Source organism: Pseudomonas sp. GW821-FHT07G06, from assembly GCF_058986625.1.
Genome location: NZ_JBYSVW010000010.1, coordinates 39,093 through 64,193, shown reverse-complemented (window position 1 = coordinate 64,193; position 25,101 = coordinate 39,093). Strand labels below are relative to the sequence as shown.

Annotated in this window: 28 protein-coding genes; 3 read left to right on the top strand and 25 right to left on the bottom strand. The window is 60.5% G+C overall.

Features of this window, described 5'->3' with window-relative positions; all coding sequences use genetic code 11:
* Nucleotides 1–121: 121 nt before the first annotated feature.
* From AC3WJW_RS17985 to AC3WJW_RS17960, 6 genes are all read right to left on the bottom strand, one after another.
* The gene (locus AC3WJW_RS17985; RefSeq protein WP_015093944.1) at nucleotides 122–925 is read right to left on the bottom strand and encodes an IclR family transcriptional regulator; all 804 of its coding nucleotides are present in this window, start codon (nucleotides 923–925) and stop codon (nucleotides 122–124) included.
* A gap of 60 nt (nucleotides 926–985) precedes the next feature.
* The gene (locus AC3WJW_RS17980) at nucleotides 986–2,296 is read right to left on the bottom strand and encodes an MFS transporter (protein ID WP_493726859.1); all 1,311 of its coding nucleotides are present in this window, start codon (nucleotides 2,294–2,296) and stop codon (nucleotides 986–988) included.
* 189 nt (nucleotides 2,297–2,485) lie between these two features.
* Entirely contained in the window at nucleotides 2,486–3,634 is a 1,149-nt protein-coding gene (dgoD, locus tag AC3WJW_RS17975; RefSeq protein ID WP_493726858.1) for a galactonate dehydratase, read from the bottom strand.
* A 45-nt stretch (nucleotides 3,635–3,679) separates the two neighbouring features.
* Nucleotides 3,680–4,300, bottom strand: a complete 621-nt coding sequence (locus tag AC3WJW_RS17970) for a 2-dehydro-3-deoxy-6-phosphogalactonate aldolase (protein WP_218479621.1) — start codon at nucleotides 4,298–4,300, stop codon at nucleotides 3,680–3,682.
* Between the two features lie 19 nt (nucleotides 4,301–4,319).
* Complete coding sequence (locus tag AC3WJW_RS17965; protein WP_493726857.1) at nucleotides 4,320–5,312, bottom strand: 2-dehydro-3-deoxygalactonokinase; 993 nt, start codon at nucleotides 5,310–5,312, stop codon at nucleotides 4,320–4,322.
* A gap of 195 nt (nucleotides 5,313–5,507) precedes the next feature.
* Entirely contained in the window at nucleotides 5,508–5,990 is a 483-nt protein-coding gene (locus AC3WJW_RS17960) for a GNAT family N-acetyltransferase (protein WP_085724875.1), read from the bottom strand.
* Nucleotides 5,991–6,328: 338 nt separating this feature from the next.
* Between AC3WJW_RS17960 and AC3WJW_RS17955 the strand changes: the two genes are divergently transcribed.
* Together AC3WJW_RS17955 and AC3WJW_RS17950 are read left to right on the top strand one after the other, a co-directional pair.
* On the top strand, nucleotides 6,329–7,534 hold the full coding sequence (locus tag AC3WJW_RS17955) for an MFS transporter (RefSeq protein WP_493726856.1): 1,206 nt from the start codon (nucleotides 6,329–6,331) through the stop codon (nucleotides 7,532–7,534).
* An 81-nt stretch (nucleotides 7,535–7,615) separates the two neighbouring features.
* Nucleotides 7,616–7,939 (top strand): hypothetical protein, encoded by a 324-nt coding sequence (locus tag AC3WJW_RS17950; RefSeq protein ID WP_493726855.1) that lies wholly within the window; start codon nucleotides 7,616–7,618, stop codon nucleotides 7,937–7,939.
* A gap of 70 nt (nucleotides 7,940–8,009) precedes the next feature.
* On the opposite strand, the gene AC3WJW_RS17945 is transcribed toward AC3WJW_RS17950, so the two are convergent.
* The 16 genes from AC3WJW_RS17945 to AC3WJW_RS17870 all read right to left on the bottom strand — a co-directional run bounded on the left by AC3WJW_RS17945 (nucleotide 8,010) and on the right by AC3WJW_RS17870 (nucleotide 21,384).
* On the bottom strand, nucleotides 8,010–8,570 hold the full coding sequence (locus tag AC3WJW_RS17945; RefSeq protein WP_218482733.1) for a DUF1285 domain-containing protein: 561 nt from the start codon (nucleotides 8,568–8,570) through the stop codon (nucleotides 8,010–8,012).
* A gap of 16 nt (nucleotides 8,571–8,586) precedes the next feature.
* On the bottom strand, nucleotides 8,587–9,195 hold the full coding sequence (locus AC3WJW_RS17940; protein WP_493726854.1) for a DUF4823 domain-containing protein: 609 nt from the start codon (nucleotides 9,193–9,195) through the stop codon (nucleotides 8,587–8,589).
* Nucleotides 9,196–9,366: 171 nt separating this feature from the next.
* Nucleotides 9,367–10,335: a GTP 3',8-cyclase MoaA gene (locus tag AC3WJW_RS17935; protein WP_493726853.1), complete on the bottom strand. Its 969-nt coding sequence runs from the start codon at nucleotides 10,333–10,335 to the stop codon at nucleotides 9,367–9,369.
* 137 nt (nucleotides 10,336–10,472) lie between these two features.
* Nucleotides 10,473–11,111, bottom strand: coding sequence for a TetR/AcrR family transcriptional regulator (locus tag AC3WJW_RS17930; protein WP_007977040.1), 639 nt, complete (start codon nucleotides 11,109–11,111; stop codon nucleotides 10,473–10,475).
* Nucleotides 11,112–11,498: 387 nt separating this feature from the next.
* Entirely contained in the window at nucleotides 11,499–12,287 is a 789-nt protein-coding gene (locus AC3WJW_RS17925) for a TatD family hydrolase (protein WP_493726852.1), read from the bottom strand.
* 68 nt (nucleotides 12,288–12,355) lie between these two features.
* Nucleotides 12,356–13,342 carry a DNA polymerase III subunit delta' gene (locus AC3WJW_RS17920; RefSeq protein WP_493726851.1) on the bottom strand — a complete coding sequence of 329 codons (987 nt, stop codon included), beginning with the start codon at nucleotides 13,340–13,342 and terminating at the stop codon, nucleotides 12,356–12,358.
* Nucleotides 13,335–13,967, bottom strand: coding sequence for a dTMP kinase (gene tmk / locus AC3WJW_RS17915; protein ID WP_015096378.1), 633 nt, complete (start codon nucleotides 13,965–13,967; stop codon nucleotides 13,335–13,337). The genes AC3WJW_RS17920 and tmk overlap by 8 nt, the downstream gene beginning before the upstream one ends.
* 19 nt (nucleotides 13,968–13,986) lie before the next feature.
* Entirely contained in the window at nucleotides 13,987–15,219 is a 1,233-nt protein-coding gene (gene mltG / locus AC3WJW_RS17910) for an endolytic transglycosylase MltG (RefSeq protein WP_493726850.1), read from the bottom strand.
* Nucleotides 15,220–15,222: 3 nt separating this feature from the next.
* Entirely contained in the window at nucleotides 15,223–16,038 is an 816-nt protein-coding gene (gene pabC, locus AC3WJW_RS17905; RefSeq protein WP_493726849.1) for an aminodeoxychorismate lyase, read from the bottom strand.
* On the bottom strand, nucleotides 16,038–17,282 hold the full coding sequence (fabF, locus tag AC3WJW_RS17900) for a beta-ketoacyl-ACP synthase II (protein WP_057713716.1): 1,245 nt from the start codon (nucleotides 17,280–17,282) through the stop codon (nucleotides 16,038–16,040). Before fabF ends, pabC begins: the two co-directional genes overlap by 1 nt.
* 109 nt (nucleotides 17,283–17,391) lie before the next feature.
* Nucleotides 17,392–17,628, bottom strand: a complete 237-nt coding sequence (acpP, locus tag AC3WJW_RS17895) for an acyl carrier protein (protein ID WP_003175607.1) — start codon at nucleotides 17,626–17,628, stop codon at nucleotides 17,392–17,394.
* Nucleotides 17,629–17,824: 196 nt separating this feature from the next.
* Nucleotides 17,825–18,565, bottom strand: a complete 741-nt coding sequence (gene fabG, locus AC3WJW_RS17890; protein ID WP_007977052.1) for a 3-oxoacyl-ACP reductase FabG — start codon at nucleotides 18,563–18,565, stop codon at nucleotides 17,825–17,827.
* 16 nt (nucleotides 18,566–18,581) lie between these two features.
* A complete protein-coding gene (gene fabD, locus AC3WJW_RS17885) occupies nucleotides 18,582–19,520 on the bottom strand; it encodes an ACP S-malonyltransferase (protein ID WP_493726848.1) in 939 nt (312 codons plus the stop codon).
* 125 nt (nucleotides 19,521–19,645) lie between these two features.
* Nucleotides 19,646–20,656 (bottom strand): phosphate acyltransferase PlsX, encoded by a 1,011-nt coding sequence (gene plsX, locus AC3WJW_RS17880; protein ID WP_102700898.1) that lies wholly within the window; start codon nucleotides 20,654–20,656, stop codon nucleotides 19,646–19,648.
* Between the two features lie 4 nt (nucleotides 20,657–20,660).
* Nucleotides 20,661–20,843, bottom strand: coding sequence for a 50S ribosomal protein L32 (rpmF, locus tag AC3WJW_RS17875; protein ID WP_003179396.1), 183 nt, complete (start codon nucleotides 20,841–20,843; stop codon nucleotides 20,661–20,663).
* 13 nt (nucleotides 20,844–20,856) lie between these two features.
* Nucleotides 20,857–21,384: a YceD family protein gene (locus AC3WJW_RS17870; protein ID WP_007942001.1), complete on the bottom strand. Its 528-nt coding sequence runs from the start codon at nucleotides 21,382–21,384 to the stop codon at nucleotides 20,857–20,859.
* Nucleotides 21,385–21,489: 105 nt separating this feature from the next.
* Between AC3WJW_RS17870 and AC3WJW_RS17865 the strand changes: the two genes are divergently transcribed.
* Nucleotides 21,490–22,068, top strand: a complete 579-nt coding sequence (locus tag AC3WJW_RS17865) for a Maf family protein (RefSeq protein WP_493726847.1) — start codon at nucleotides 21,490–21,492, stop codon at nucleotides 22,066–22,068.
* A gap of 90 nt (nucleotides 22,069–22,158) precedes the next feature.
* On the opposite strand, the gene AC3WJW_RS17860 is transcribed toward AC3WJW_RS17865, so the two are convergent.
* The 3 genes from AC3WJW_RS17860 to rluC are packed head-to-tail and all read right to left on the bottom strand — an operon-like array spanning nucleotide 22,159 to nucleotide 24,785.
* Nucleotides 22,159–23,148 (bottom strand): S49 family peptidase, encoded by a 990-nt coding sequence (locus tag AC3WJW_RS17860; protein ID WP_493726846.1) that lies wholly within the window; start codon nucleotides 23,146–23,148, stop codon nucleotides 22,159–22,161.
* Between the two features lie 25 nt (nucleotides 23,149–23,173).
* Nucleotides 23,174–23,836: an HAD-IA family hydrolase gene (locus AC3WJW_RS17855; RefSeq protein ID WP_493726845.1), complete on the bottom strand. Its 663-nt coding sequence runs from the start codon at nucleotides 23,834–23,836 to the stop codon at nucleotides 23,174–23,176.
* Nucleotides 23,823–24,785 carry a 23S rRNA pseudouridine(955/2504/2580) synthase RluC gene (rluC, locus tag AC3WJW_RS17850; protein WP_095963753.1) on the bottom strand — a complete coding sequence of 321 codons (963 nt, stop codon included), beginning with the start codon at nucleotides 24,783–24,785 and terminating at the stop codon, nucleotides 23,823–23,825. The genes AC3WJW_RS17855 and rluC overlap by 14 nt, the downstream gene beginning before the upstream one ends.
* Between the last annotated feature and the right edge of the window lie 316 nt (nucleotides 24,786–25,101).

Sequence of the window (25,101 nt, the reverse complement as noted above, 5' to 3'; positions counted from 1 at the left end):
TTTATGCAACACCCCCCCTGTGGGAGCGAGCCTGCTCGCGAAAGCGTCCGGTCAGTCGACACTGGCATTAACAGATTGCTTTCGCGAGCAGGCTCGCTCCCACAAGGGTTGCTGCGTGAAGTCAGATTTTGGCGCCCAGTTCTGCCGAGAGCCGCGCCGTAACACCCTTGATCAACGGAATCAGCTCGGCCATTTTCTCCAGCGGCATATACGGCACGGTGCTCGCAATGCTGATACCGGCAACGATGCGCTTGCTGGCATCGCGCACCGGCGCCGCCACGCAACGGATCGACGGCTCGTTATCTTCCAGGTCGAAGGCGTAGCCACCGGCCACGTACTCGACCATGCGCTGCTCGAATTGCTCCCAGGATTGCTCCGGGTGCTGCGGCCAGAATTGATTTTTCCCACCCACCGGCAGGCTGACTTCGTACAGGCGCTGCCACTCCTGCGGCGAATCATCGAGCATCAGCGCCTTGCCGATCCCGGTGCGCGCCAGCGGCATCCGATGGCCGACCCGCGAGCGCATTTCCGGGCCATTGCGTCCCGGGTTCTTGTGCAGGTACAGCACTTCGTCGCCTTCACGGATCGCCAGATGAATGGTGTCGCCTGTCAACGCCGACAACTCATCCAGATACGGCCCGGCCAAGGTCACCAACGGCAACTCTTCACGGGCCTGAAAGCCCAATTCGATCAGTTTTGGCCCCAGCAGATAACCGACTTGCGGCACCACCCGCAGGTAACGCTCGTCCACCAGGCAACTGGCCAGGCGATGGGTGGTGCTGCGCGTGGTGCCAATCAGCCGGGCGATTTCCTTGAGGTCGCGGGCGCCGCTGGCCACGGCATGGACCACACCCAAACCGCGAAGCAGGGTCTGGGTGCCGGTCGGTGCGGCGTCCTTGGCGATTTTCGGGGCGTCTTCCTGCATATCCAGCCTTTACCGTTGAGCGTGTGAACGGGCGGCATTATGGTCGCCCGGATGCCACGACTACAACTTGATACGCTCGACCTTGCCCACCAGCAAGATGTAGGACAGTGCACCGATCAACGCCAGCACCGAGATGTAGGTGATCGCCGGGGCAAAGGAATCACCCGTGGCGAGGAAGCCGATCACGATCGGCGTGGCAATCGCCGACAGGTTGCCGATGAAGTTGAACACCCCGCCGGTCAGCCCGAGCAAGCGCGCCGGGGCGAGCGTCGACACCAGTGACCAGGTGATCGAAGCCAGGCCGTTGCCGAAGAATGCCAGTGCGAGAAAGGCAATCACCAGCGGCGTCGATTCAACGAAGTTGGCGCCGATGATCGAGGTGGAAATCAGCAAGCCGCTGATGATCGGCAACTTGCGGGCGAAACCTACCGTGTAACCGCGACGGATCAAAAAGTCCGAGAAGAAACCGGAACACAGTACGCCGACAAAGGCCGCGAGAAACGGCAGCGACGCCAGCAGGCCGGACTTGATGAAGTCCATGCCGCGGTATTTCACCAGGTAGGTCGGGAACCACGTCAGGAAAAACCACAGGGTCGAGTTGAGGCAGAACTGCCCAAGGTAGATGCCCCAGAGTTTACGTTTGCTCAGGACAATCCCCAGGTCAGTCCAGCTGAATTTGGCTTTGACCCTGGCCTGTTCGGCCTGGATATCCACCAGACCACCGCCCTCGCGGATCAAGTCGATCTCCGCCTGATTGGCGCCTTTGAAGTCCCGCGGCTCGCGATACACCGCGTACCAGATCACTGCCCACAGAATGCCTACCGCGCCGGTGCTGACGAACACCATGTGCCAGCCGAATTCGTGCTGCAACCAGGCCAGCACCGGCGTCAGGAAGGCCAGGCCGACGAATTGCCCGGAGGTGTAGAAACCGATGGCCGTGGCACGCTCGCGCTCGGGGAACCAGGTGGTGACCACGCGGCTGTTGATCGGATAGGCCGGCGCCTCCAGGGCACCGACCGCCATGCGCAGCACGAACAGCGCGATGAAGCTGCCGGCGAAGCCGAGCATCACGGTGGCAATCGACCACAGCAACAGCGCTGCCGTGTAAAGGATGCGTGGCGGGACCCGGTCTACCAGCCAGCCACCGGGGATCTGCATGGCGGCGTAGGTCCAGCCGAAGGCAGAGAAGATCAGGCCGACATGAATCGGGTCGATGCCCAGGTCACTGGTCAACGCCGGGGCGGCAATCGACAGGTTGCTGCGGTCCAGGTAGTTGATCACCACGGTGATGAACAACAGCACCATGATGAAAAAACGCTTGCGGCTGGGCGTCACCAACGACGCCTGGCCGGTGAGGGTTTGCGGTTGCATGGGGAGTGCCTCTTCTTATGGTTATTGAGGTCGAAAACCGGGTTAACGCAGATCTCACTGTGCATGGAGATCAAACTGTGGGAGCGAGCCTGCTCGCGAATGCGGTGTGTCAGGCAACATCAATGTTGATGCACCACCATCTTCGCGAGCAGGCTCGCTCCCACAGGGGTTCAGTGGTGTGTCAGGCACTCACCACTCGGCAAAACTGCCATCGGCATGGCGCCAGATCGGGTTGCGCCAGCGGTGGCCGATGGCGGCGCGTTCGATCACGTATTCCTCGTTGATCTCGATGCCCAGGCCCGGGCCGTTCGGGATCCTCACGAAGCCTTTGTCGTAGTCGAACACCCGTGGGTCTTTCACGTAGTCGAGCAGGTCGTTGCTCTCGTTGTAGTGGATGCCCAGGCTCTGCTCCTGGATGAATGCGTTGTAGCAAGCCGCGTCCAGTTGCAGGCAGGCCGCCAGGGCAATCGGCCCCAACGGGCAATGCAACGCCAGCGCCACGTCGTAGGCTTCGGCCATGTTGGCGATCTTGCGGGTTTCGGTGATGCCACCGGCGTGGGACGCATCCGGCTGGATGATGTCGACGTAGCCTTCGCTGAGCACGCGCTTGAAATCCCAGCGCGAGAACAGGCGCTCACCGAGGGCAATCGGTGTGCTGGTCAGTGGTGCCAGTTCTTTCAGTGCTTCGTAGTTTTCGCTGAGCACCGGCTCTTCGATGAACATCAGCTTGTACGGATCAAGCTCCTTCATCAGCACCTTGGCCATGGGTTTGTGCACCCGGCCATGGAAGTCCACGCCGATGCCGACGTTCGGGCCAACCGCATCGCGCACGGCAGCGACGTTGGCCAGGGCCTGGTCGACTTTGTCGAAGGTGTCGAGGAATTGCAGCTCTTCGGTGCCGTTCATTTTCACCGCGGTGAAACCGCGTTCGACCGCTTCTTTGGCCGCACGCGCCGTGTCCGCCGGGCGGTCACCGCCGATCCACGAATACACACGAATTTTGTCCCGCACCTGACCACCCAGCAGGTCGCTGACCGACACCCCCAGCGCCTTGCCCTTGATGTCCCACAACGCCTGGTCGATACCGGCCAGGGCGCTCATGTGAATGGCACCGCCACGGTAGAAGCCACCGCGATAGAGCACGGTCCAGATGTCTTCGATGTTGCGCGGGTCCTTGCCGATCAGGTAATCGGACAATTCTTCAACGGCAGCGGCAACGGTGTGGGCGCGGCCTTCCACCACGGGCTCGCCCCAACCGGTGACACCCTCGTCGGTTTCGACCTTGAGGAAGCACCAGCGTGGCGGAACGATGAAGGTGGTCAGTTTGGTGATTTTCATCTTTGGCTCTCTTATTGGATGCAGCGCTCGCAGCGCCAAAAAGTCTTAGCGAAGGGCTTTCCAGGCAGCGACATAGGCCTTGGCATTGGCCGCCACCTGCTCCGGGGTCATGCCCGGCTTGAACAGTCCGGAGCCGAGGCCGAAACCTTTGACGCCGGCGTCGATAAACTCCTGCATGTTGTCCGGGGTAATACCACCGACCGGCGCCAGGATCGTCCCGGCCGGCAACACCGCCAGCCAGGCCTTGACGACTGCCGGCCCCATTTGCTCGGCCGGGAACAGCTTGAGGATGTCCGCGCCTTCGGCCAGCGCCGCGAAGGCTTCGGTCGGCGTGGCGACACCGGGCGACAGAGACAGCCCCGCCGCTTTCGCCGCACGCAGGACCTTCGGATCGCTATGGGGCATGACGATCACCTGCCCCCCCGCCGCTTTTACCCGTTCGACCTGTTCCGGCGTCAGCACCGTGCCGGCACCGATCAGGCAATCGGCAGGCAAGGTACTGCGCAGGATGCGGATACTGTCGTACGGTTCAGGGGAATTGAGCGGCACTTCGATGACGCGAAATCCGGCGGCGTACAGGACTTCGCCGATAGCGGCAGCTTCCTGTGGACGCAGGCCGCGCAGGATCGCGATCAGGCCGTTTTGCGCCAGCGCTTGTTTGAGCATGTCAGACCTCCAGGCAGGTTTAACGGGATGCAGTCGACGTGACCAGACCGGCGGCGAGCGCCAGTTGCCACAAGCCGCGTTCGGTGGCCTGTTCGGCCAGGGTCACCCGGGCAAAACCGCAGGCGTCGAGCGCACGGCGGTAGCGGGCACAGAGTTGGGTATTGCCGATAAGGATGATCGACGGCAGGTGGACGCTGTTGCGCCGACGCCGCTGGACAACGGCCAGGGCCGATAACTCGTGGCCGATCAGCAGGCCGGACAGATAATCGGCCTGAGCAGTGGCGCTCAATTCACCCGTGAGGCCCAGGCTACGGGCACTGAACAGGGTGGACAGCGGACCGGTTTCACCGTCCGCCGACAACGCGACCTGCACGCCACGATCAAACGCATCACCGTCGAAAGACCCGCCACGCTGCTGGGTGCGCCCGAGAATGCTGTGCTCGCTGAGCACGGCGAAGACTTCGCCGGTCATGAAGGTATCGAAATGCACGATGCAGCCGTCGGCCACTTCCACCCATTTCGAATGACTGCCCGGCAGGCCGATCAGCAGGTCCGCGCTCGCCTCGCCCGCCAGGTTTTGCAGCACACCGAGCACCTGGGTTTCTTCACCGCGCATCACGTTCGGCAGACGTGAACGCTCGATGACGCCGGGCACGATGTGCACATCGACGCCACGCAGGCTGCGCACGGTTTGCAAGGAAGTGCCGAGCGTGGCGACGTTCGCCGGCGTGTCGCGATACGCCGCTTCGCACCAGCCCTGGGCGCTGCCGACCATGCCACAGGCAATCACCGGCAATTGCGGCTGGGCATCAAGCCAGTCACCGCATGCCTCATCGAAAGCCAGTTGAAAACCGTCGGTGCATTCCCGGCCGCCAATGACTCGAGGTGTCTTGGGCAACTGCATGATCCCCGACGCCAGCGAGCGCTGTTCGAGCACCTGCCCGCCTTCAGCCAGTTTGTAAGCACGTAATGAGGTTGTCCCCCAGTCGAGCGCGATCAATTGCGCCTGCATCGCTTCACCTGTTTTGGTTTTTGGCAGTGAGTGAGCGGGACTATAAACCCGGATGCCGGGAAATCTCAATATATAAATATCAATCCCATATTGTGAGACGAAGACAAAAAAAGATCGCAGCCTTCGGCAGCTCCTACAAGGTGAACGTTCGTCCCGGTGTAGGAGCTGCCGAAGGCTGCGATCTTTTAAGGGCTATCAATTACCCGCAGCAAAATCCCTCAAAACGGCCCCGTCCATCCGATACCGAACCCACTCCTCCTGCGGCTGCGCGCCCAAGGATTTGTAGAAGTCGATGGCCGGCGTATTCCACTCCAGCACGCTCCACTCGAAACGACCGCAGTCGTTGGCGCAGGCGATTTTCGCCAGATGCCGCAGCAGGGTCTTGCCCGCGCCACCGCCGCGCTGCTCCGGAGTGATGTAGAGATCTTCGAGGTACAAGCAATTGCTACCCAGCCAGGTGGAATAGCTGAAGAAGAACACCGCGAAACCGATGGCTGCACCGTCGCGCAGGCAGATCAGACCATGGGCGGTGGCGCCTTCGCTGAACAGGCTGCGCTCGATATCGGCAACGCTGGCGATGACTTCATGGCGGGCACGTTCGTAGTCGGCCAGTTCAGTGATGAACGCGAGGATTTGCGGTGCATCACTGGGGGTCGCCGGGCGGATTTCGATCGTCATGGACGTGCCTTGTCTAAAGTTGAAAACGCCATACTAAGACGACACGATATTTGTGGCGAGGGGGCTTGCCTGTGGCGAGGGAGCTTGCTCCCGCCGGGTTGCGCAGCAACCCCAAAAGCAGGCAATGCGATCTATCTGGAAAAACAGAGCAGTTCGCGACAGGGCCTGCTTCGCAGGCCAGCGGGAGCAAGCTCCCTCGCCACAAAAACTGAATCACCACTGCTGATGCGTTACTCCGGTCACCACTAACCCTGGCATCGATAACCTTGGACCTGACATTCGGGCCCTGCGTGGTTAGATAGCGGCGCTGCTCACTTATCCGGTCAAGGAACCGCGTCATGCCTACCGCAACACCCCCTGTCTCAAGCAAGTTGTTCGGCCTGTTTTGTCTCGCCAGTTACCTGTTGTCGTTGTCCTACGGCTCGACCTTCCTGCTGTCGCTGTTGATCAGCGCGCGTGGCGGCAACGAACACGATGCCGGCAGTGTGATTTCGGCGGCGATGCTCAGCACCTTTGCAGCGGTGATCGTTTCCGGCCATCTGTCCGACCTGCTCGGTGCTGCCCGGTCGGCGGCGCTGTTCGGTGTGTTGCTGGTAGCGGCCAGCCTGGGTTTCGCCCTGACCCCGGGCTTCGGCCCTCTGCTGTTGTTTTTCGGCCTGCTGCTGGGCCTGGGTTGGGGCGTGTTCTACACCCTCGGGCCGATCATCGTGGCAAGCCTGGTAACCCCCGCACAGCGCGCCAGATACTTCGCCCTGTTGTCGGGCAGCATGATGACCGGGATCGGCAGTGGCCCGCTGCTCGGCCGCGCGGCGAGCGCCCTCGGTTATCCGGTGACCGCTGCGTTTTACCTGGCGGCGCTGGCCAGCCTGGTCGGTGTGCTGCTGTTCTGGCGGCTGCAGCGAAAATTGAATCAGGCCTCCCTGCCATCGGGCAGCGTATCGCGGATTTCGTGGCGTGCCGCGGGTCAGGTGCTGTCGTCCAGGGCTGTCTTCCCGATCATCATGGTCGGTCTTGGCGGCTGCGTGTTCGGCGGGCTGTCGAGCTTTCAAACCAGTTATGCCGCAGCGCGCTCGCTCGACTACTCGCTGTTCTTCCTCGGCTTCATGAGCGCGGCAATCAGTGGCCGAATGCTGGTTGCCGGGTTCGTGGTCAAGCGCGATCCATTGCGTGCCTCGTGCCTGCTTTCGGGGCTGATGCTGGCATCGATCGTCATGTTCGGTTTTGTCGTCGACAGCAGCTTCAGCTACGTGCTCGCGGCGGTGATGCTCGGGATCGGTTACGGCCTGACCTACTCGGTGATCAACGGCCTCGCCGCCAATGAAGCACCGACCGGCACCACTGCGCAATCCTTGCTGCTGTTCAGCCTGTCGTACTTCATCGGAGTGTTCGGCTTCCCCTTGCTGGCAGGGAAAATCATCGTCGAGCAAGGGATGGCCACACTGTTGCTCACCGTGCTGGCGGTTGCTGCGCTCAACTGGTTGATCACCGCAGGCCGATTGATCTGGCGAAGGGCTGCAGCGGCCAGGGCAATGGCACAGGCCTGAGCCGTTCGTCGCTAACAATGCACCCATCCAGATAGGGGGCGGACTAATCAGGTAAGGACTCTACCCGTTGGAGACAACACCATGATCCTCTCCAGGTTGACCGCCCTCGCCCTCACCGCCCTGCTGTCTTGTGCCTCGTTCGCCGGGACCCTCGGCTCGAGTACCGGCCCGACCAATCCGGTGGAAAAGCCCAGGGCGCCGGCCATCCAGAGTGCCCCCGGCATGAACACCGACGGCACCACCATCGACCACAACCTGCCTCCGTCCACCGGCACCGACCCGCGCATCCAGGGCAATGACATGGGACGTCAGGGCGGGGCGGACTTGCCGGACAAAAAAACGCCCGGCAGCGGTGGTCTCGGCTCAAGCACCACCGAGGACGAGGACAGCAATATCAGCCAATAGTGAAGCCAGGAGAAATGTACTGAAGCTAGTGACCCCTTCGCGGGCAAGCCCGCTCCCACAGGGTTATGCGTCAGGGTTCGAGACCGATGGGGAAGAACTCGCCGCCACTCCAGACACCGAGCCAGCGCTGGCCGTCGATCTCTCGGCTCACCGCCAGCTCTACCAATTGGTAGAACACATTACGGTGAATCAACGCCTCAAGATTGCTGCGCACATGGACGTAAGGGGCTGGCTCCTGCGTGTCGGGATCGATCACTACACGCAGCGGATGCTCCGCACCGGCCTCGGTGGTTTCATCGACGTTGGTGGTAAAGCGCAACACCTGCGCCTCACCCTCGCCCTCCACGTCCACCGCAATCGCCACGAACGGCGCATCGTCGACTTTGATGCCGACCTTTTCCACCGGGGTAATCAGGAAATAATCATCGCCGTCGCGGCGAATGATGGTGGAGAACAGTTTGACCATCGGCTTGCGCCCGATCGGCGTGCCCAGGTAATACCAGGTGCCGTCCCGGGCGATGCGCATGTCGATGTCGCCGCAGAAATCGGGGTTCCACAGGTGCACCGGCGGCAAGCCTTTGGTCTTGGGGATCTGCCCCAGCAAGTCGTTGGCTTTTTGCGGGCCACTCATGGCGTTCTCCTTGAAGTTACTGGTCGCTGAGCCCCAGCAGGCCGCGCGCATATTGCTCCAGCGGCGGGCCCATCAGGTCTTCGGGTTTTTTATCGTGGAACGTCAGTAAACCGCCACGACTCTTGATGGTCGCAGTATCAATCAAATACTGGGTGCTGGTCTCGATCAACATGATCTGAATCATACCGCTGTCGATGCCGAGGCGATCCAGGGCTTCCTGATCCAGCCATTCGTCCGAGTTGCCGATACGGTCGTCCGACTTGGCGAATCGGGTGTAGAGCAGATAGTGCGCACCGGCGGCACGGGCTTCGCCCATGGCCTGGTCGAGGCCTTCCGGCATGCGGGCACGGCGGACCATAGGGAAGTATTCGACGAAGCCATCGAACGCGACTTCGGCAATCACATTGGGCCGTGGGTAAATGGCGCTGCCCGGCGGCATGAAGGCGCCTTGGGCGATGTAGACGAACGAATCCGGTTGAATGCGCAGGTTGTTTACGCGGCGGCTGTCGCTGTGATCGAGCAACCCCGCATCGCTCATATGGTAACGAGTCCCTTCGGCCATATCGCTGACGTTCATGCAGCCACCAAGCGCCAAAACGGCCAGCAGCAAAACCAGGCTACGCATCCTATCCTCCAGAGGCCGGTGTCGGAAAACCGGCGAATGGCCGTAGGATGCAGCTTTTGCGCCAGCTCATGGGCATTGTCGGCTTATCCATAGCCATCGCGAGCAAGCTCGCTCCCACAAGGGTTTACGCAAAACCTTGTGGGAGCGTGGCTTGCCCGCGATGAGGCCGGATCAGCCGCCGATAATCTTCATGACAGTCGCGCCGCCAGAGAACGCCACTTCCTGCTTGTCCCCCAAGGCTTTCACCAGGAGTCTCTGCAAGGCCGGCAGCGCCTGGTGGCGCGGTTTGTCCAGCAGGTCGCCGATGTAATGACGATTGCTCGACGACAGGCAGCCATGCAGCCACCCGGTGGAAGACAAGCGCAGTCGCGAGCAGGTCCGGCAGAACGGCACACTTTCGTTGGCGATCACGCCGAAGTAACCCTGGCCGGGAATTTCATAACGAACCGCCGTTGCATCGACCGGGGCATCGGCCTGCAGATATTCATAGCGCTCGCCGATCAGGCTGAGCAATTGCTGGAGGCTGACGAACTGCTGCAAAAACGCATTGGAGTCGTTGGCCAGGTGGCCCATGCGCATCAGCTCGATGAAGCGCAGTTCATAACCGCGCTCCAGGCAGTAGTCGAGCAGCGGCATCACTTGATCAAGGTTCTGTCCGCGCAGCGGCACCATGTTGACCTTGATCCTCATGCCGGCCGCACTGGCCTCGCTCATGCCGTCGAGCACGGTGGCCAGATCGCCGCCCCGGGCAATGCCGCGGAACGCACTGGCGTCGAGGGTATCGAGGGAAACGTTGAGGCGCCGAATGCCGGCGTTCACCAGCAGCGGCAGCTTCTTCGCCAGCAACTGGCCATTGGTGGTCAGGCTGATGTCTTCCAGGCCCATCTGCCCGACCGCTGTCATGAACGCTTCGAGTTTCGGGCTGACCAACGGCTCGCCGCCGGTAATGCGCAAACGCTCGATCCCGGCCGCTTCAATCAGATAAGCCACACCACGTGCCATCGCTTCGGCCGACAATTCATCCTGCGCAGCCACCAGCCGCTTGCCGTTGGGCACGCAATAGGTACAGGCGTAATTGCAGGCAGAGGTCAGACTGATTCGCAAGTTGCGAAAACGCCTGCCTTGACGGTCAACGATCATGGTCACTCCGGCGGAAGAATATCGGGCCGCTAAAACTTGACTCAGAAATCAAGTTTTAGCAAGTCCTCTACCTGAGTATATTCCTGCGGTACTGCGCCAAGTAGCGAAATCATGGCGCAATAAGGCAACTGAATGGCTCAGCTGCCGGAAGTGTCGGTGTCGCGCTTGCGTTTGTTGCCCATGCGCACGCCGATGTCCATCAGGAACTGGAAGAAACCTTCCTGATCTTCCAGCACATTGCTCCAGAACGGCGAGTGATACAGCGCGACAGCACCGTGCACCAGCGCCCAGGACGCGCAGTAATGGAAGTAAGGTGGCACGTCTTCCAGCTTGCCTTCGCTGATCCGGCCCTTGATCAGCAGGGTCAGGCGTTCGAAGTTCGAGGCACGGATCTTGTGCAGCTCCTCGATCATCTCCGGCACTTGGTTGCCCTTGACCACCTTCTCTTCGAGGCGGTCGAACAGGCGATAGCGTTGTGGATCGCGCATGCGGAATTCGAAGTAGGCCCGGGACAGGGCTTCCTTGTCCTTGTCGACATCGGCCGAATGCAGCAGTGCGTTCAAATCGCGCTCGTAGTCGAGCATCAGGCGCAGATAGATTTCCGCCTTGGATTTGAAATGCTTGTAGATCGTGCCTTTGCCGATACCGACGGCATCAGCAATCATCTCGACGGTGACACTGTCTTCACCTTGTTCGAGGAACAGCTTTAGCGCGGTATCGAGAATTTCCTGCTCGCGGCGACGAAACTCACGGACCTTACGAGGTTCTTTATGCATAAGAAAAGGTCTGTCGGGGTCAAAATTCGAAGCCGCGTATTATGCCTAACTTACGCAAAAATGCACGGATCATCCGACCATATCTGCGCTTTCCGGTCATTCCGCGCACGATTGTCGGTTGATGAGAACTCTTCCGAAGCGCACGTATTCCAAATTTGTTTAAAAACCCGGGTCGGCAAACTGGACTAGGCGCAATCCTGATCAATACTTGAACTGTCGGCGGGGCATCTCCCCCAAGTGTCACGCCGATATTGGTACCAACGGACCGCGTGCCATTGTTTTACTCCTAATGGTCTTAACCCGGATTCACCCCCCAGAACCCGGGTTTTTTTTGCCTGCGATTTAACCTTGTGGGAGCGAGCCTGCTCGCGAAAGCGGCTTCGAATCCTAAACTGATTTCACATGCGCCAGCGGGAACAGCCGCTTGAAATTGGCTGTGGTCTGCTCGGCAAACCGCTCGTAGGGTTCACCGCGCAACATTGCCAGAAATTCCGCTACTTCACGCACGTACTGCGGCAGGTTTGGCTTGCCGCGATGGGGAATCGGCGCCAGGTAGGGCGAATCGGTTTCCACCAGCAACCGGTCGGCCGGCACCTTGCTGGCCACATCGCGTAACGCATCGGCATTGCGAAAAGTGACAATCCCGGACAAGGAAATGTAATAGCCCATGTCCAGTGCAGCCTTCGCCATGTCCCAGTCTTCGGTAAAGCAGTGCAATACGCCCGCCTGGGGCAGTGCCGCTTCGCGCAGCAAGTCCAGGGTATCGGTGCGGGCCCCGCGGGTGTGGATGATCACCGGTTTGCCGGTCTGCTGCGCCGCTTGCAGGTGCAGGCGAAAGGATTCCTGCTGCAACTGCGCCGCTTCCGGCTCGTAGTGGTAATCGAGGCCGGTTTCGCCAATGGCGACCACACGCGGGTGATTGAGCTCCTGCAACAGCCAGTCCAACGCCGGCGCGGCACCCGGTTGTACATCGAGAGGGTGCACGCCCACCGAGCAGTCGACGTCGTCATAACGTTCGGCCAGGGCTTTGACGTCAGCTGCGTTGTCCGCGCTGACACCGATACACAGAAAGTGCCCTACTCCGCGCTGCCGGGCGGCATCCAGGGCAGCATCCAGGGAGCCGTCGTGGGCGGCCAGGTCGAGGCGATCGAGGTGACAATGGGAATCTACGAGCATAAAGGGCTGCAACTTACATCGAATGGGTGGGACGGTCGGGTGTACTGATAGATTCTAGGCGCAGGCAGTCATCTTTGGGCAGGCAAGGACGCCCATTGCACCAGCAAGGCCTCCAGCAGCAAGGCCGGATTGAGGTTGGCCTTGCTCAAGACTTTCTGCCGCTGGGCGAGGATCCAGTCCTGGATATCGAGGACTTTGCCCTGGGCGGTTTTCTGCGCCAGGTATTGCACGACCTTGCGCATGTCGGCCAGGCCGAGGCCGGCTTCGTCCTGGGTCAACTGATAGCGCAGGATCAGGCTCGACCAGTCGCAGAACCAATCGAACAGGCGCAACATCGGAATGTTTTTCCATTCTTCGGCCAGTTGCGTCGGCGACTGCTGTTGCTTGAGGAGTTTCTTCACCCCTTCCACGACTTGCATGCGCTGCTCGCGCACGCCCTGGGTCTGGAGATTGACCGCCGCCAGTGGCGAACCTGCGGCCAGCGTCAGCAACTCGACGCGCTCCTCCTCGGAACATTCCGGCAATGCCTGCGCCAGCCACTTCAAGCTCATCGCCTCACCCGGCAGCGGACAGGCCTGCTGCACGCAGCGACTCTTGATGGTGGGCAACAAGCGGCTCGGCTGATGGCTGACCAGCAATAAAACCGTATCGCCGGACGGTTCTTCAAGGCTCTTGAGCAAGGCGTTGGCGGCGTTGATGTTCATCGACTCAACCGGCTCGATCAACACCACTTTGCGTCCGCCCAACTGCGCGGTCTGCACCACGAAACCGACCAGATCGCGAACCTGATCGACCTTGATCGCCTTGTCGGCTTCTTCCGGTTCAAGGATGTAGTTATCCGGGTGGCTGCCAGCCTTGAGCAGCAGACAGGATTTGCATTCGCCACAGGCCTCCAGCACCGTCGGGCGCTGGCACAGCAAGCTGGCCATCAGGCGCTCGGCCAGTGCCCGCTTGCCGATCCCGGCCGGGCCATGCAGCAGGTAGGCGTGCGCATGCTGCGCGCGCCCCGCCAGGTGCTGCCAGAGGTTTTCCTGCCACGGATAGGCCTCAGCCACGGCTCAACTCCAGCAGGCGCGGCAACAAGGCATCCAGCGATTGCTGAACCTGTGCCAACGGTTGGGCCGCATCGACCAGCACATAACGCGCCGGATCCGCCTTGGCCCGCTTGAGGAACGCATGGCGTACGGCATCGAAAAAGGTCCGGCCTTCGAGTTCGAAGCGATCCAGGCGGCCGCGTGCGCTGGCGCGGGCCAGACCCACCTCGACAGGCAGATCGAAAATCAGTGTCAGGTCCGGGCGCAGATCGCCTTGAACGAAGGTTTCCAGAGCCGCGATGCGCTCAAGCGACAAGCCACGGCCACCGCCCTGGTAGGCGTAAGTCGAATCGGTAAAACGATCACACAAGACCACGGCACCGCGGGCCAGCGCCGGGCGAATCACTTCAGCCAGGTGCTGGGCACGCGCCGCGAACACCAACAGCAACTCGGTATCCGGGTTCATGACTTCATCGACGGGAGCCAACAGCACTTCACGGATGCGCTCGGCCAACGGCGTGCCCCCCGGCTCGCGGGTCAGCACCACCTCGATGCCGGCGGCGCGCAGGCGCTCGGCCAGGTATTCGCGATTGGTGCTCTTGCCGGCGCCTTCCGGGCCTTCCAGAGTAATAAACAAGCCAGTCACAGGCAGTCCTTAGTCAGAGTCATTGCGGGCTATTCGGTACGCTTGCATCGGGTTCCGGCGTTTCAGGAGCTGGCGCGGGATCTTGCGCCGGCACTTGCGGCAGCGCCTCGGGAGCCGTGTCCGGTGAAGCGGCCGGGATCGGTGCCAGCTCCTGCGAAGCCTTGGCCTCCTGCGTACCATTTTGCTCAGTCTGGGTCGGCGCTGTCTCTGGCGTGGCAGTGGGCGCCGGGCTGGAGCGGTAATCGGCGCGGCGCTTGAGCTGGAACTCCTTCACGGCATTGTTGTGGGCATCCAGGTCGTCGGAGAACACGTGAGTGCCATCACCGCGCGCCACGAAGTAGAGGCTGTTGCCCTCCACCGGATTGAGTGCCGCATGAATGGCTTCGCGACCGACCATGGAAATCGGCGTCGGTGGCAGGCCTGCATTCATGTAGGTGTTATAAGGCGTCGATTCCTTGAGGTGAGCCCGGGTCAGCTTACCGCTGTAGCGGTCGCCAAGGCCGTAGATCACCGTCGGATCGGTCTGCAGCAGCATGCCCATCGCCATGCGTCGCACAAACACACCGGCAATCTGCCCGCGCTCCTGCGGCACACCGGTTTCCTTTTCCACCAGCGAAGCCATGATCAGCGCCTGGTAGGGTTCGGTGTACGGCACATCGGAAGAGCGCTGTTGCCACTCCTTGGCGAGCACTTCGTCGAGGCGGTCGTAGGCGGTTTTCAGTAGCTCGATATCGGACATGCCGCGCACGTAACGATAGGTGTCAGGGAAGAAGCGTCCTTCCGGAAAAATCCCGGTGTGACCGAGCTTGTCCATGACCTGGCTGTCGCTCAAACCGTCGAGGCTATGGTCGAGCTTCTCTTCCTTGGCCAGCGCTGCGCGAACCTGACGGAAATTCCAGCCTTCGACCAGGGTCAGGCTGTACTGAACCATTTCCCCGCGTTTCCACAGGTCGATCAGGCCTTCGACGGTCATGCCCGGTTGCATGCGGTATTCACCGCTGTGCAGGGGTTGTTTGCCGAGATTGAAGCGCCAATACACGCGCAGCCAGAAGGCGTCCTTGATGACACCATTGGCTTCGAGTCGGTAGAAGGTGCGGGTCGGCGTGGTGCCCTTGGGCACATCCAGCAATTGTTCCTGGGCAATGTTCAGCGGCTGTACCAGCGCCGAATGAATTTTCCAGGCTGAAGCACCCATCAGCAGCCCTGCCAGAACCACTCCGGTTTCCAGCAGCAGCAAGAGTTTACGTCTCACGTATCAAGCATCCAGTAGCACACGGGCAATGGTTTGGAGTTTACGGGTGAGTGGCCCAACCGGCCAGTGAAGAGCAGCATAGGCATGCACCGGCCAGATACCATACACGCTGTTGCAGACAAAGACTTCGTCAGCCCATTGCAGCTGTTCGAGGGGAATGTCGGTGATTTGCGTGGGGATTCCCAGCGACCTGGCCTGGAACAATAGTTCGGCACGCATCACCCCGGCCACGCCGCAGCGCTTGAGATCAGCCGTGATGAGCACACCGTCACGCACCAGGAACAGATTGCTGAACACGCCCTCGATCACGCGCCCGGCCTGATCGAGCATCAAGCCTTCGGCATGCTCGGTGTCCTGCCATTCGGCACGGGCGAGGACTTGTTCAAGTCGATTGAGGTGCTTGAGGCCGGCCAGTAATGGCTGCCTGGACAATCGTGTGGTGCAGGGAAACAGACGAATACCCTGCTCGCCATGCGCGGCAGGGTAAGCCGCAGATGGATTGCCTTGCAGAATGCGTCGGGCCTGGGCCGAAGGATCGGGAGCGTAACCGCGCAGACCGTCGCCGCGGGTGAGCATGAGCTTGAGCACCCCGTCACCCAATGCCGCGGCGTAGGCCAGCAGTTCGCTGCGGATCAATTCCTGATCGGCAGCAAGCGCCAGACGCGAGCAGCCATCCGCCAGACGCGACAGATGCCGCTCCAGCAACACGGGCTTCCCGTTGCGCACGGCGATGGTCTCGAACAGACCATCGCCATAAGCCAGGCCGCGATCCTTCAGCGACAAAGCGTCAGCCGGCTGACCGTCGACCCAGCTGTCCATCAGCCTGCGAACCGGCGGAACACCAGCGAGCCGTTGGTGCCGCCAAAACCGAAGGAGTTGGACACGACCACATCGATATCCATGTTGCGCGCGGTGTGCGGCACAAAATCGAGGTCGCAGCCTTCATCCGGCTCATCAAGGTTGATGGTCGGCGGCGCCACCTGGCTGTTGATCGCCAGCACGCTGAAGATCGCCTCGACCGCGCCCGCCGCACCCAGCAGGTGGCCGGTCATGGATTTGGTCGAACTGACGGCCAGCTTGTAGGCATGCTCGCCGAACACCGACTTGATCGCATTGACTTCAGCAAGATCGCCTGCGGGAGTCGACGTGCCGTGGGCGTTGATGTACTGCACTTGATCGCCATTGATCTTCGCATCGCGCAACGCATTGGTGATGCAGCGGGCAGCACCCGCGCCATCGGCGGGTGGCGAAGTCATATGGTAGGCATCGCCGCTGGTGCCGAAGCCAATGAGTTCGGCGTAGATGGTCGCACCACGGGCCTTGGCGTGTTCCAGCTCTTCCAGAACCAGCGCACCGGCACCATTGGACAGCACGAAGCCGTCACGGCCCTTGTCCCATGGACGGCTGGCGCGGGTCGGCTCGTCGTTGCGGGTCGACAGCGCGCGCGAGGCACCGAAGCCGCCCATGCCCAGGCCGCAGGCTGCCATCTCGGCGCCGCCAGCAATCATCACGTCGGCTTCGTCGTACATGATGTTACGGGCTGCCATGCCAATGCAGTGGGTACCGGTGGTACAGGCCGTGGCGATGGCGTAGTTAGGTCCCTGTGCCCCCAGATGGATCGACAGGAAACCGGAAATCATATTGATGATCGAGCCTGGCACGAAGAACGGGGAAATCCGCCGTGGGCCGGTCTCGTGCAGCGTGCGGGCGGTTTCTTCGATATTGGTCAGACCGCCAATACCCGAGCCCATGGCCACGCCGATACGCTCGCGGTTGGCGTCAGTGACTTCCAGACCGGCGTTGCGCACCGCCTGAAAACCTGCGGCCAGACCGTACTGAATGAAAAGGTCGAGCTTGCGGGCTTCCTTGACCGACAGGTACTCCTCGACATTGAAGTCCTTTACCGAGCCGCCAAAACGGGTGGAATAGGCAGAAAGGTCGGTGTGTTCGATCAGACCAATGCCACTGCGGCCAGCCAGAATGCCCTGCCAACTGCTCGGCACATCCGTGCCCAGTGGCGACAACATACCCATACCGGTGACTACGACGCGTCTACGCGACACAGCACTCTCCTTTTTTCAAATGACGACTTTGCATCAGGCCTAAAGAAAAAACCGCACGCCATGATGGCAGTGCGGTTTTTCCATGACAGCGAGCAACGATTACAAACTATTACGCCTGGTGGCTAGTAACGTAGTCGATTGCAGCTTGTACAGTAGTGATCTTCTCGGCTTCTTCGTCAGGGATTTCGGTCTCGAATTCCTCTTCCAGAGCCATCACCAGCTCAACGGTGTCAAGGGAGTCGGCACCCAGGTCTTCAACGAAGGAAGCAGTGTTGACCACTTCTTCTTCTTTAACGCCCAGTTGCTCAGCAACGATTTTCTTGACGCGCTCTTCGATGGTGCTCATACCTTGTTTTCACTCCTAATGGACAAATTCAGGCAGCTGGCCAGTGGGTAAGTGTATAGAAAGGCTTTTCAGCTTTTCAACTGAAAGCTTCACTCCTCGAACCCGGTGACCCTCTGCCTATAAATAGATTGCAGCTTTATAACGGATTTTAGACAGCTCGTATGACATTTTTTTGAAGCAATCCGTCACATTTGAATTACATGTACATCCCGCCGTTCACCGGGATTGTAGCTCCGGTAACGTAAGCCGCACCGTCCGACGCAAGAAAAGCGACCACGGACGCGATCTCTTGAGCTTGCCCCAGACGACCCAGCGGAATCTGCGTCTGCAAGGCTTCACGCTGCGCCTCGGGCAGTTCACGGGTCATATCGGTATCGATGAACCCTGGGGCCACCGAGTTTACCGTAATCGCACGCGAACCGACTTCACGCGCCAATGCACGGCTGAAACCTTCCAGACCGGCCTTGGCGGCAGCGTAGTTTACTTGGCCTGCGTTGCCCATGGCACCCACAACCGAACCAATACTGATAATTCGGCCCCAACGGGCTTTGGTCATGCCACGCAAAACGCCCTTGGACAGGCGGAACAGACTGTTCAGATTGGTATCGACAACGTCATGCCACTCGTCGTCTTTCATGCGCATCATCAGGTTATCGCGGGTGATACCGGCATTGTTGACCAGGATCGCCGGCGCACCGAACTGCTCCTGGATGCTCGCCAGGACCGCCGCCACGGACTCGTCACTGGTGACATTGAGTTCCAGGCCGGTGCCTTGAATACCGTTTTCCTTCAGGGTCGCGGCAATACGCTCGGCACCCGACGCGGAAGTCGCCGTACCGACAACGATGGCGCCCTGACGACCCAGTTCCAGGGCGATAGCCTGGCCGATGCCACGGCTTGCACCGGTGACCAGTGCAACTTTACCTTGCAGACTCATGCAAGCTTCTCCTGATTCAGGCCAACGCTGCACGGGCGGCAGCGAAAGCGTCTGGGGTATTGAGGTTGGATGTCGATACGCCTTCGGCGCAACGTTTGTTCAGACCGGCCAGCACTTTACCCGGGCCGCACTCGACCAGATTGGTCGCGCCCCTGGCAGCTAGCGCCTGTACGGACTCGACCCAGCGTACCGGCTTGTACAGCTGTTCGAGCAGATCACGCTTGAGGGTTTCCAGATCGGCCGGCACTTCGGCGCTGACGTTCTGGACCACGGGAATCTGTGGCGCCTGCCAGTTGATCGCGGCGATCGATTCGGCGAAACGCTCGGCAGCCGGACGCATCAGCTCACAGTGGGACGGTACGCTGACCGGCAGCGGCATGGCCCGCTTGGCACCACGCGCCTTGCAGCCTTCAATGGCGCGCTCGACCGCTGCCTTGGCACCGGCGATGACCACCTGGCCCGGTGAGTTGAAATTGACCGCGCTGACCACTTCGCCTTGCGCCGCTTCGGCACAGGCGGCCAGTACGTCGGCATCCTCCAGGCCGAGGATGGCGGCCATGCCGCCCTGCCCGGCCGGAACGGCTTCCTGCATCAGTTGGCCGCGACGCTCGACGAGTTTCACCGCGTCGCCCAGGCTCAGACTGCCCGCTGCCACCAGCGCGCTGTATTCACCCAGGCTGTGCCCGGCGACGTAAGCCGGACGCGCACCACCTTCGGCCAGCCACAGACGCCACAGGGCGATCGAGGCGGTCAGAATGGCCGGTTGGGTTTTATCGGTTTGATTGAGTTGCTCTTCCGGCCCTTGCTGGGTCAGTGCCCACAGGTCGTAACCCAGTGCATCGGAAGCTTCTTTGAATGTTTCAAGGACAACCGGATGTTGTGCGCCCAGCTCGGCCAGCATGCCGAGGGACTGCGAACCCTGTCCCGGGAAGACGAATGCGAGGGAAGCAGACATGTAACAAGCCCCTAATGATCTTGTCGTCGGAGAATTGGCGCCCCGCTTTGGGGACGCAAGAAACTGACAGTTGGATGGCCCATCGAACCAAGCGGTCACATTTAAGCATTGTCCGACGAAAACGCCTAAAGCAACAAATCCTCCAGACGACCGTGCAGGCGCTCGGGAAGATTTTCCTGAATCTCGATCATGGCGCGCGAAATGGCGCTTTGGAAACCCTGGACCCCGGCAGAACCGTGGCTCTTCACCACAATCCCCTGCAAGCCGAGAAAGCTCGCGCCGTTATGCCGGGCAGGCGCCAGGTCAGCCTGCAGACGCTTCATCAACGGCAGCGCAAGTGCACCGACCGCACGTGAGGCCAGGCTCTTCTTGAACAACGCCTCGATGCGCCCGGCAATCATGGTCGCCAGGCCTTCGCTGGATTTGAGCAGGATGTTGCCGACAAAACCGTCACACACCACCACATCCGCTTCGCCACGGTACAAACCGTCGCCTTCGATAAAGCCGATGTAATTGATGCCCCGGGCGCCTTGCAACAAAGTCGCCGCCAGCTTGACCTGCTGATTGCCCTTGATGTCTTCGGTGCCGATGTTCAGCAACGCCACCCGTGGGCGGCTGATGCCCAGCGTCTCCGCCGCCACCGAGCCCATCACCGCAAACTGCAACAGATGCTCGGCACTGCAATCGACGTTGGCACCCAGGTCGAGCAATTGGCAGTAACCCTTTTGTGTCGGGATCGCCGCCACCATGGCCGGACGGTCAATGCCCGGCAGGGTCTTGAGCACGAAGCGCGACAACGCCATCAGCGCCCCGGTATTGCCCGCACTGACACAGGCCTGGACTTTACCGTCGCGCAGCAACTCAAGGGCCACGCGCATCGATGAATCGGGCTTGCCTCGCAAGGCCTGGGCGGGCTTTTCGTCCATGCCGATGACTTCGCTCGCCGGAGCAATCGACAGGCGCGCGCGATCCACAGCCGAATGGCCAGCGATCAATTCTTCAAGAAGGGAGGGTTGACCGACGAGGGTCAGGTGCAGCGAGGGTGTAGCGGACAGGCAAGCAAGGCTGGCCTGGACAATGCTGCGGGGACCGAAGTCCCCGCCCATTGCGTCAATCGCGATGACTTGAGCGGACAAGTGATTACTCGTCAGCGCCCTTGTCGATCACTTTACGGCCACGGTATACGCCTTCTGGCGAAACGTGGTGACGCAGGTGAACTTCACCGGTGGTTTTTTCTACAGACAGGGTGCTAGCCTCGAGAGCGTCGTGCGAACGGCGCATGTCACGGGCAGAGCGGGATTTTTTGTTCTGCTGAACAGCCATAATTGATTAACTCCTAAACGTTTGGGTCACGCTTTAACTGCGCCAATACACTGAACGGGTTGGACCGCGTTACCTCGTCCTCGCTCGGTTCGGGCTCATCTGCTCCCGCCGGCTGCTGGCATTCTTCCGGATGATGAGCAGGCACAATGGGCAAGGCGAGCAGAAGCTCCTCCTCGATCAGTGACTGCAGATCCAATGGATCTTCGCCCAGTTCCAGCACGTCATAACCTTTCGGCAACGACTGGGTATTCGCACCCTCCTTCACCACAGCGTAACTGCATTCGCTATGGATCGGCAGGGTGACCAGCTCAAGACAACGCTGGCAAACCATTTTGACTTCAGTGTCGATAAAGCTGTGGATGACCACAGATTTACGTTCATCTCGTTCAAAAACGAATTTAGCCTGCACCGTACCGACATTGTCGGAAAGCGGGTCGCAGAGTCTCTCCAAATCGGCCAGCAGCATTTCACCTTGAAGGGTGGTGCCACGATCAGCCAATTTGCGCGGGTCAACGTGAGGTGGAATCGGGTCATTCAACATAGGCGCAGCATTATAGGGATGCACCCGCCCATGTCAAAGGAAATTCAGCCCTGTCCGTCACTTGGAAGCCTCGCTAGAATTCGCACCTGCCTTATGGAGATGCGCATGCTGCCTTTATTACTCGCTTCCGGCTCGGTCTATCGCCGGGAATTGCTGGCCCGCCTGCAACTGCCATTCACCTGCAGTTCGCCGGATATCGACGAAAGCCATCGCCCGGGCGAATCCGCCATCGCGCTGGTCAAGCGCCTTGCCGAAGAGAAAGCCCGCGCCCTGGCCGCCAGCCATACCGCTCATCTGATAATCGGCTCCGACCAGGTCGCCGTGCTGGGAGAGCGGATAATCGGCAAGCCCCACACCTTCGAAAAAGCCCGCGAACAACTGCTGGCCGCCAGCGGCACCAGCGTGACATTCCTGACCGGCCTGGCCTTGCTCAACAGCCGGACAGGGCACTGCCAGGTCGATTGCGTGCCGTTCACCGTACACATGCGCACACTCGACGCGACCCGCATCGAGCGCTACCTACACGCCGAGCAGCCCTACGATTGCGCAGGCAGCTTCAAGGCCGAAGGCCTGGGGGTCAGCCTGTTTCGCAGCACCGAGGGTCCTGACGCCACCAGCCTGATCGGCCTGCCGCTGATTCGCTTGATCGACATGCTATTGGCCGAAGGCTTGCAAATACCCTGAAAGCAAAAGATCGCAGCCTTCGGCAGCTCCTACAGGTGATCTGTGTGTAGGAGCTGCCGCAGGCTGCGATCTTTTGATCTTTAAAACGGCTTAACGCAACGACGGACCGTTAAACCCCATCCACATCGCCAAATGCTCAGCCACGCTGGCACCGAGCTTTTTCGAGAAGCGATCAAATGGCGACTCCTGAACGGTAAAGTCCACCAGCTCCTTCTCGCCGATCACATCCCGCGCGACCGAACTGGCATTACCCAGTCCATCGATCAATCCAAGCGGCAGCGCCTGCTCGCCAGACCAGACCAGACCGGAGAACAGCTCCGGATGCTCCTTGTCTTTCAGGCGATCGCCGCGCCCTTGCTTGACGCTGTTGATGAACTGCTTGTGGGTCGTATCGAGCACACCCTGCCAGAAAGCGGTTTCTTCCGGCTTCTGTGGCTGGAACGGATCGAGGAACGACTTGTGTTCGCCCGAGGTGTAAGTGCGACGCTCGACACCCAGCTTTTCCATGGTGCCGACAAAGCCGTAACCGGCTGCCGTCACACCGATGGAACCAACCAGGCTCGCCTTGTCGGCGTAGATCTGATCCGCCGCACTGGCGATGTAGTAAGCACCGGAAGCCCCCAGGTCGGAAATGACCGCATACAGCTTGGTGTCCGGATGCAGGCCGCGCAGGCGACGGATCTCGTCATAGACATAACCCGACTGCACCGGACTGCCGCCCGGGCTGTTGATACGCAGGATGACGCCCTTGACCTTCTTGTCCTCGAAAGCCGCGCGCAGGCTGCCAACGATATTGTCTGCGCTGGCCGACTCCTTGTCGGCAATCACACCTGTCACATCGATCAACGCCGTGTAATTGGCACTGAGGGTAGCGGCCTTTTCCATATCCATCAGCGGCGAAAACAGAGCAATAACGCCGAAAAGATAAACAAAAGTCATTAACTTGAAGAATATGCCCCAGCGACGGGAGCGACGCTGCTCCTGCACACTGGCCAGCAGCGTCTTCTCCAGCAGCTTCCAGCTTTTGTCGTCACCGCTCTCTGCGCTCGCCTTGGCGGGCGCCTTCCATTCGTCGGTCATGCCATCCACCCCAAAAACAACCCGGTTAAGCCTGCTGACTCAGCCAGGCGTGCAATTCTGAAAAACGGTCGATGGCCAGTCGCGGCTCATAAAGCTTCAACGCATCGATTGACTGAGCGCCATAGCTTACCGCCACCGACTCCATGCCGGCGTTGCGTGCCATCTGCAAATCAAAGGACGAATCACCGACCATCAATGCCTGCTCCGGGCGCACCTCGCAATGGGCGAGAATCTGCTCGAGCATCAGCGGATGGGGCTTGCTGGCGGTCTCGTCGGCGGCACGGGTGATATCGAAGTAATCCTCCCAGCCATGGGCCTTCAGCACCCGATCCAGCCCGCGACGGGCCTTGCCGGTCGCCACAGCCAGATGATAACCCTCGGCACGAAATGCCTCGAGCGACTCGACCACACCCTCGAACAACGGCGAAGGCACGGCCTCCGACGCAATGTAATGCTCGGCGTAGTGCTCGCGAAACGCGATCAACTCGGCGTCTTCGATCTCGGGGTACAGGGTGCGGATCGCTTCCGGCAAGCCCAGGCCGATGATGCCCTTGACGGCAAAATCGTCGCGCTGTTCAAAACCGGAGCGCCGGGAGGCAACATGCATCGCCTCGACAATCCGGCCAATGGAATCGGCCAGCGTGCCGTCCCAATCGAAGATCAGCAGCTTGTAATCAGATGGGCGCACTCAATCGCTCCACAGTCTTGGCCCACATCTCGTCGACCGGCGCCTGCAACTTCAGCTCGCCGCCATCAGGCAACGGCACGGTCAGCATGTAGGCATGCAGGAACAGGCGCTTGCCGCCCAGATCGCGGATCTCCTTGCTGAAACCTTCTTCGCCGTACTTGGTGTCGCCAGCGATGCAATGCCCGGCGTGCAAGGTATGCACGCGGATCTGGTGAGTCCGGCCGGTAATCGGCTTGGCTTCGATCAGGGTGGCAAAGTCGCCGAAGCGGCGCAGGACCTTGAACACGGTCACGGACTCCTTGCCCTCCTCCTCGTCGACCTCGACCATGCGTTCGCCGGAGCGCAGATTGCTCTTGCCCAGCGATGCACGGACCTGCTTGATCGAGCTCGCCCAGTTGCCGCGGACCAGCGCCATGTAGCGCTTGTCGACGCCATCACCGCGCAACGCGGTGTGCAAGTGGCGCAACATGCTGCGCTTCTTGGCGATCATCAACAGGCCGGACGTGTCACGGTCGAGACGGTGAACCAGTTCGAGCTCCTTGCAATCGGGGCGCAACTGACGAAAGGCTTCGATCACCCCGAACGTCAGGCCGCTACCGCCGTGAACCGCAATGCCGGCGGGCTTGTTGATCACGATCAGGGCCTTGTCTTCGAAGACAATCGAGGCCTCGAGCCGCTGCAGCAGGCCTTGTGCCAGTGGCACCGGCTCGTCGCGCTCAGGCACGCGAACCGGCGGCACGCGCACGATATCGCCCGCCTGCAGCTTGTACTCGGGCTTGATCCGACCTTTGTTCACGCGCACTTCGCCCTTGCGCAAAATGCGGTAAATCAAGGTCTTGGGCACGCCTTTGAGTCGGGCGAGAAGGAAATTATCAATACGCTGGCCGGCATATTCCGGCGAGACCTCAAGCAGTTGTACGCCTGGAGTCGGGGGGGTAGTCGTCGTCATGCCGCAGATGATAACAATTTTTTATGGAATTGAAGCACTTAATCATTGCTGCTATAGTCGCGAACGCCGCCAAAAGCGGCCTGGCCAGCGGACCAACGGTCAAAAACCGGCCCTGACCAACGCAATTCACCAGGACGCGAGGCCGTCCTACGGGGCTTTCGCTACGTAACGGTGGAGTTTGCAGGTGTAACGAGCGCAGGTGACATGAGGCCTGAATCACGCCACAAAGCAGAGTTTTCCACTCGTTTTGCGAGCCATATTCACGGCCAGTTCACAAAGTGCAGTCAGCTGCGAATGACCCCGAGCGAAGGCATCG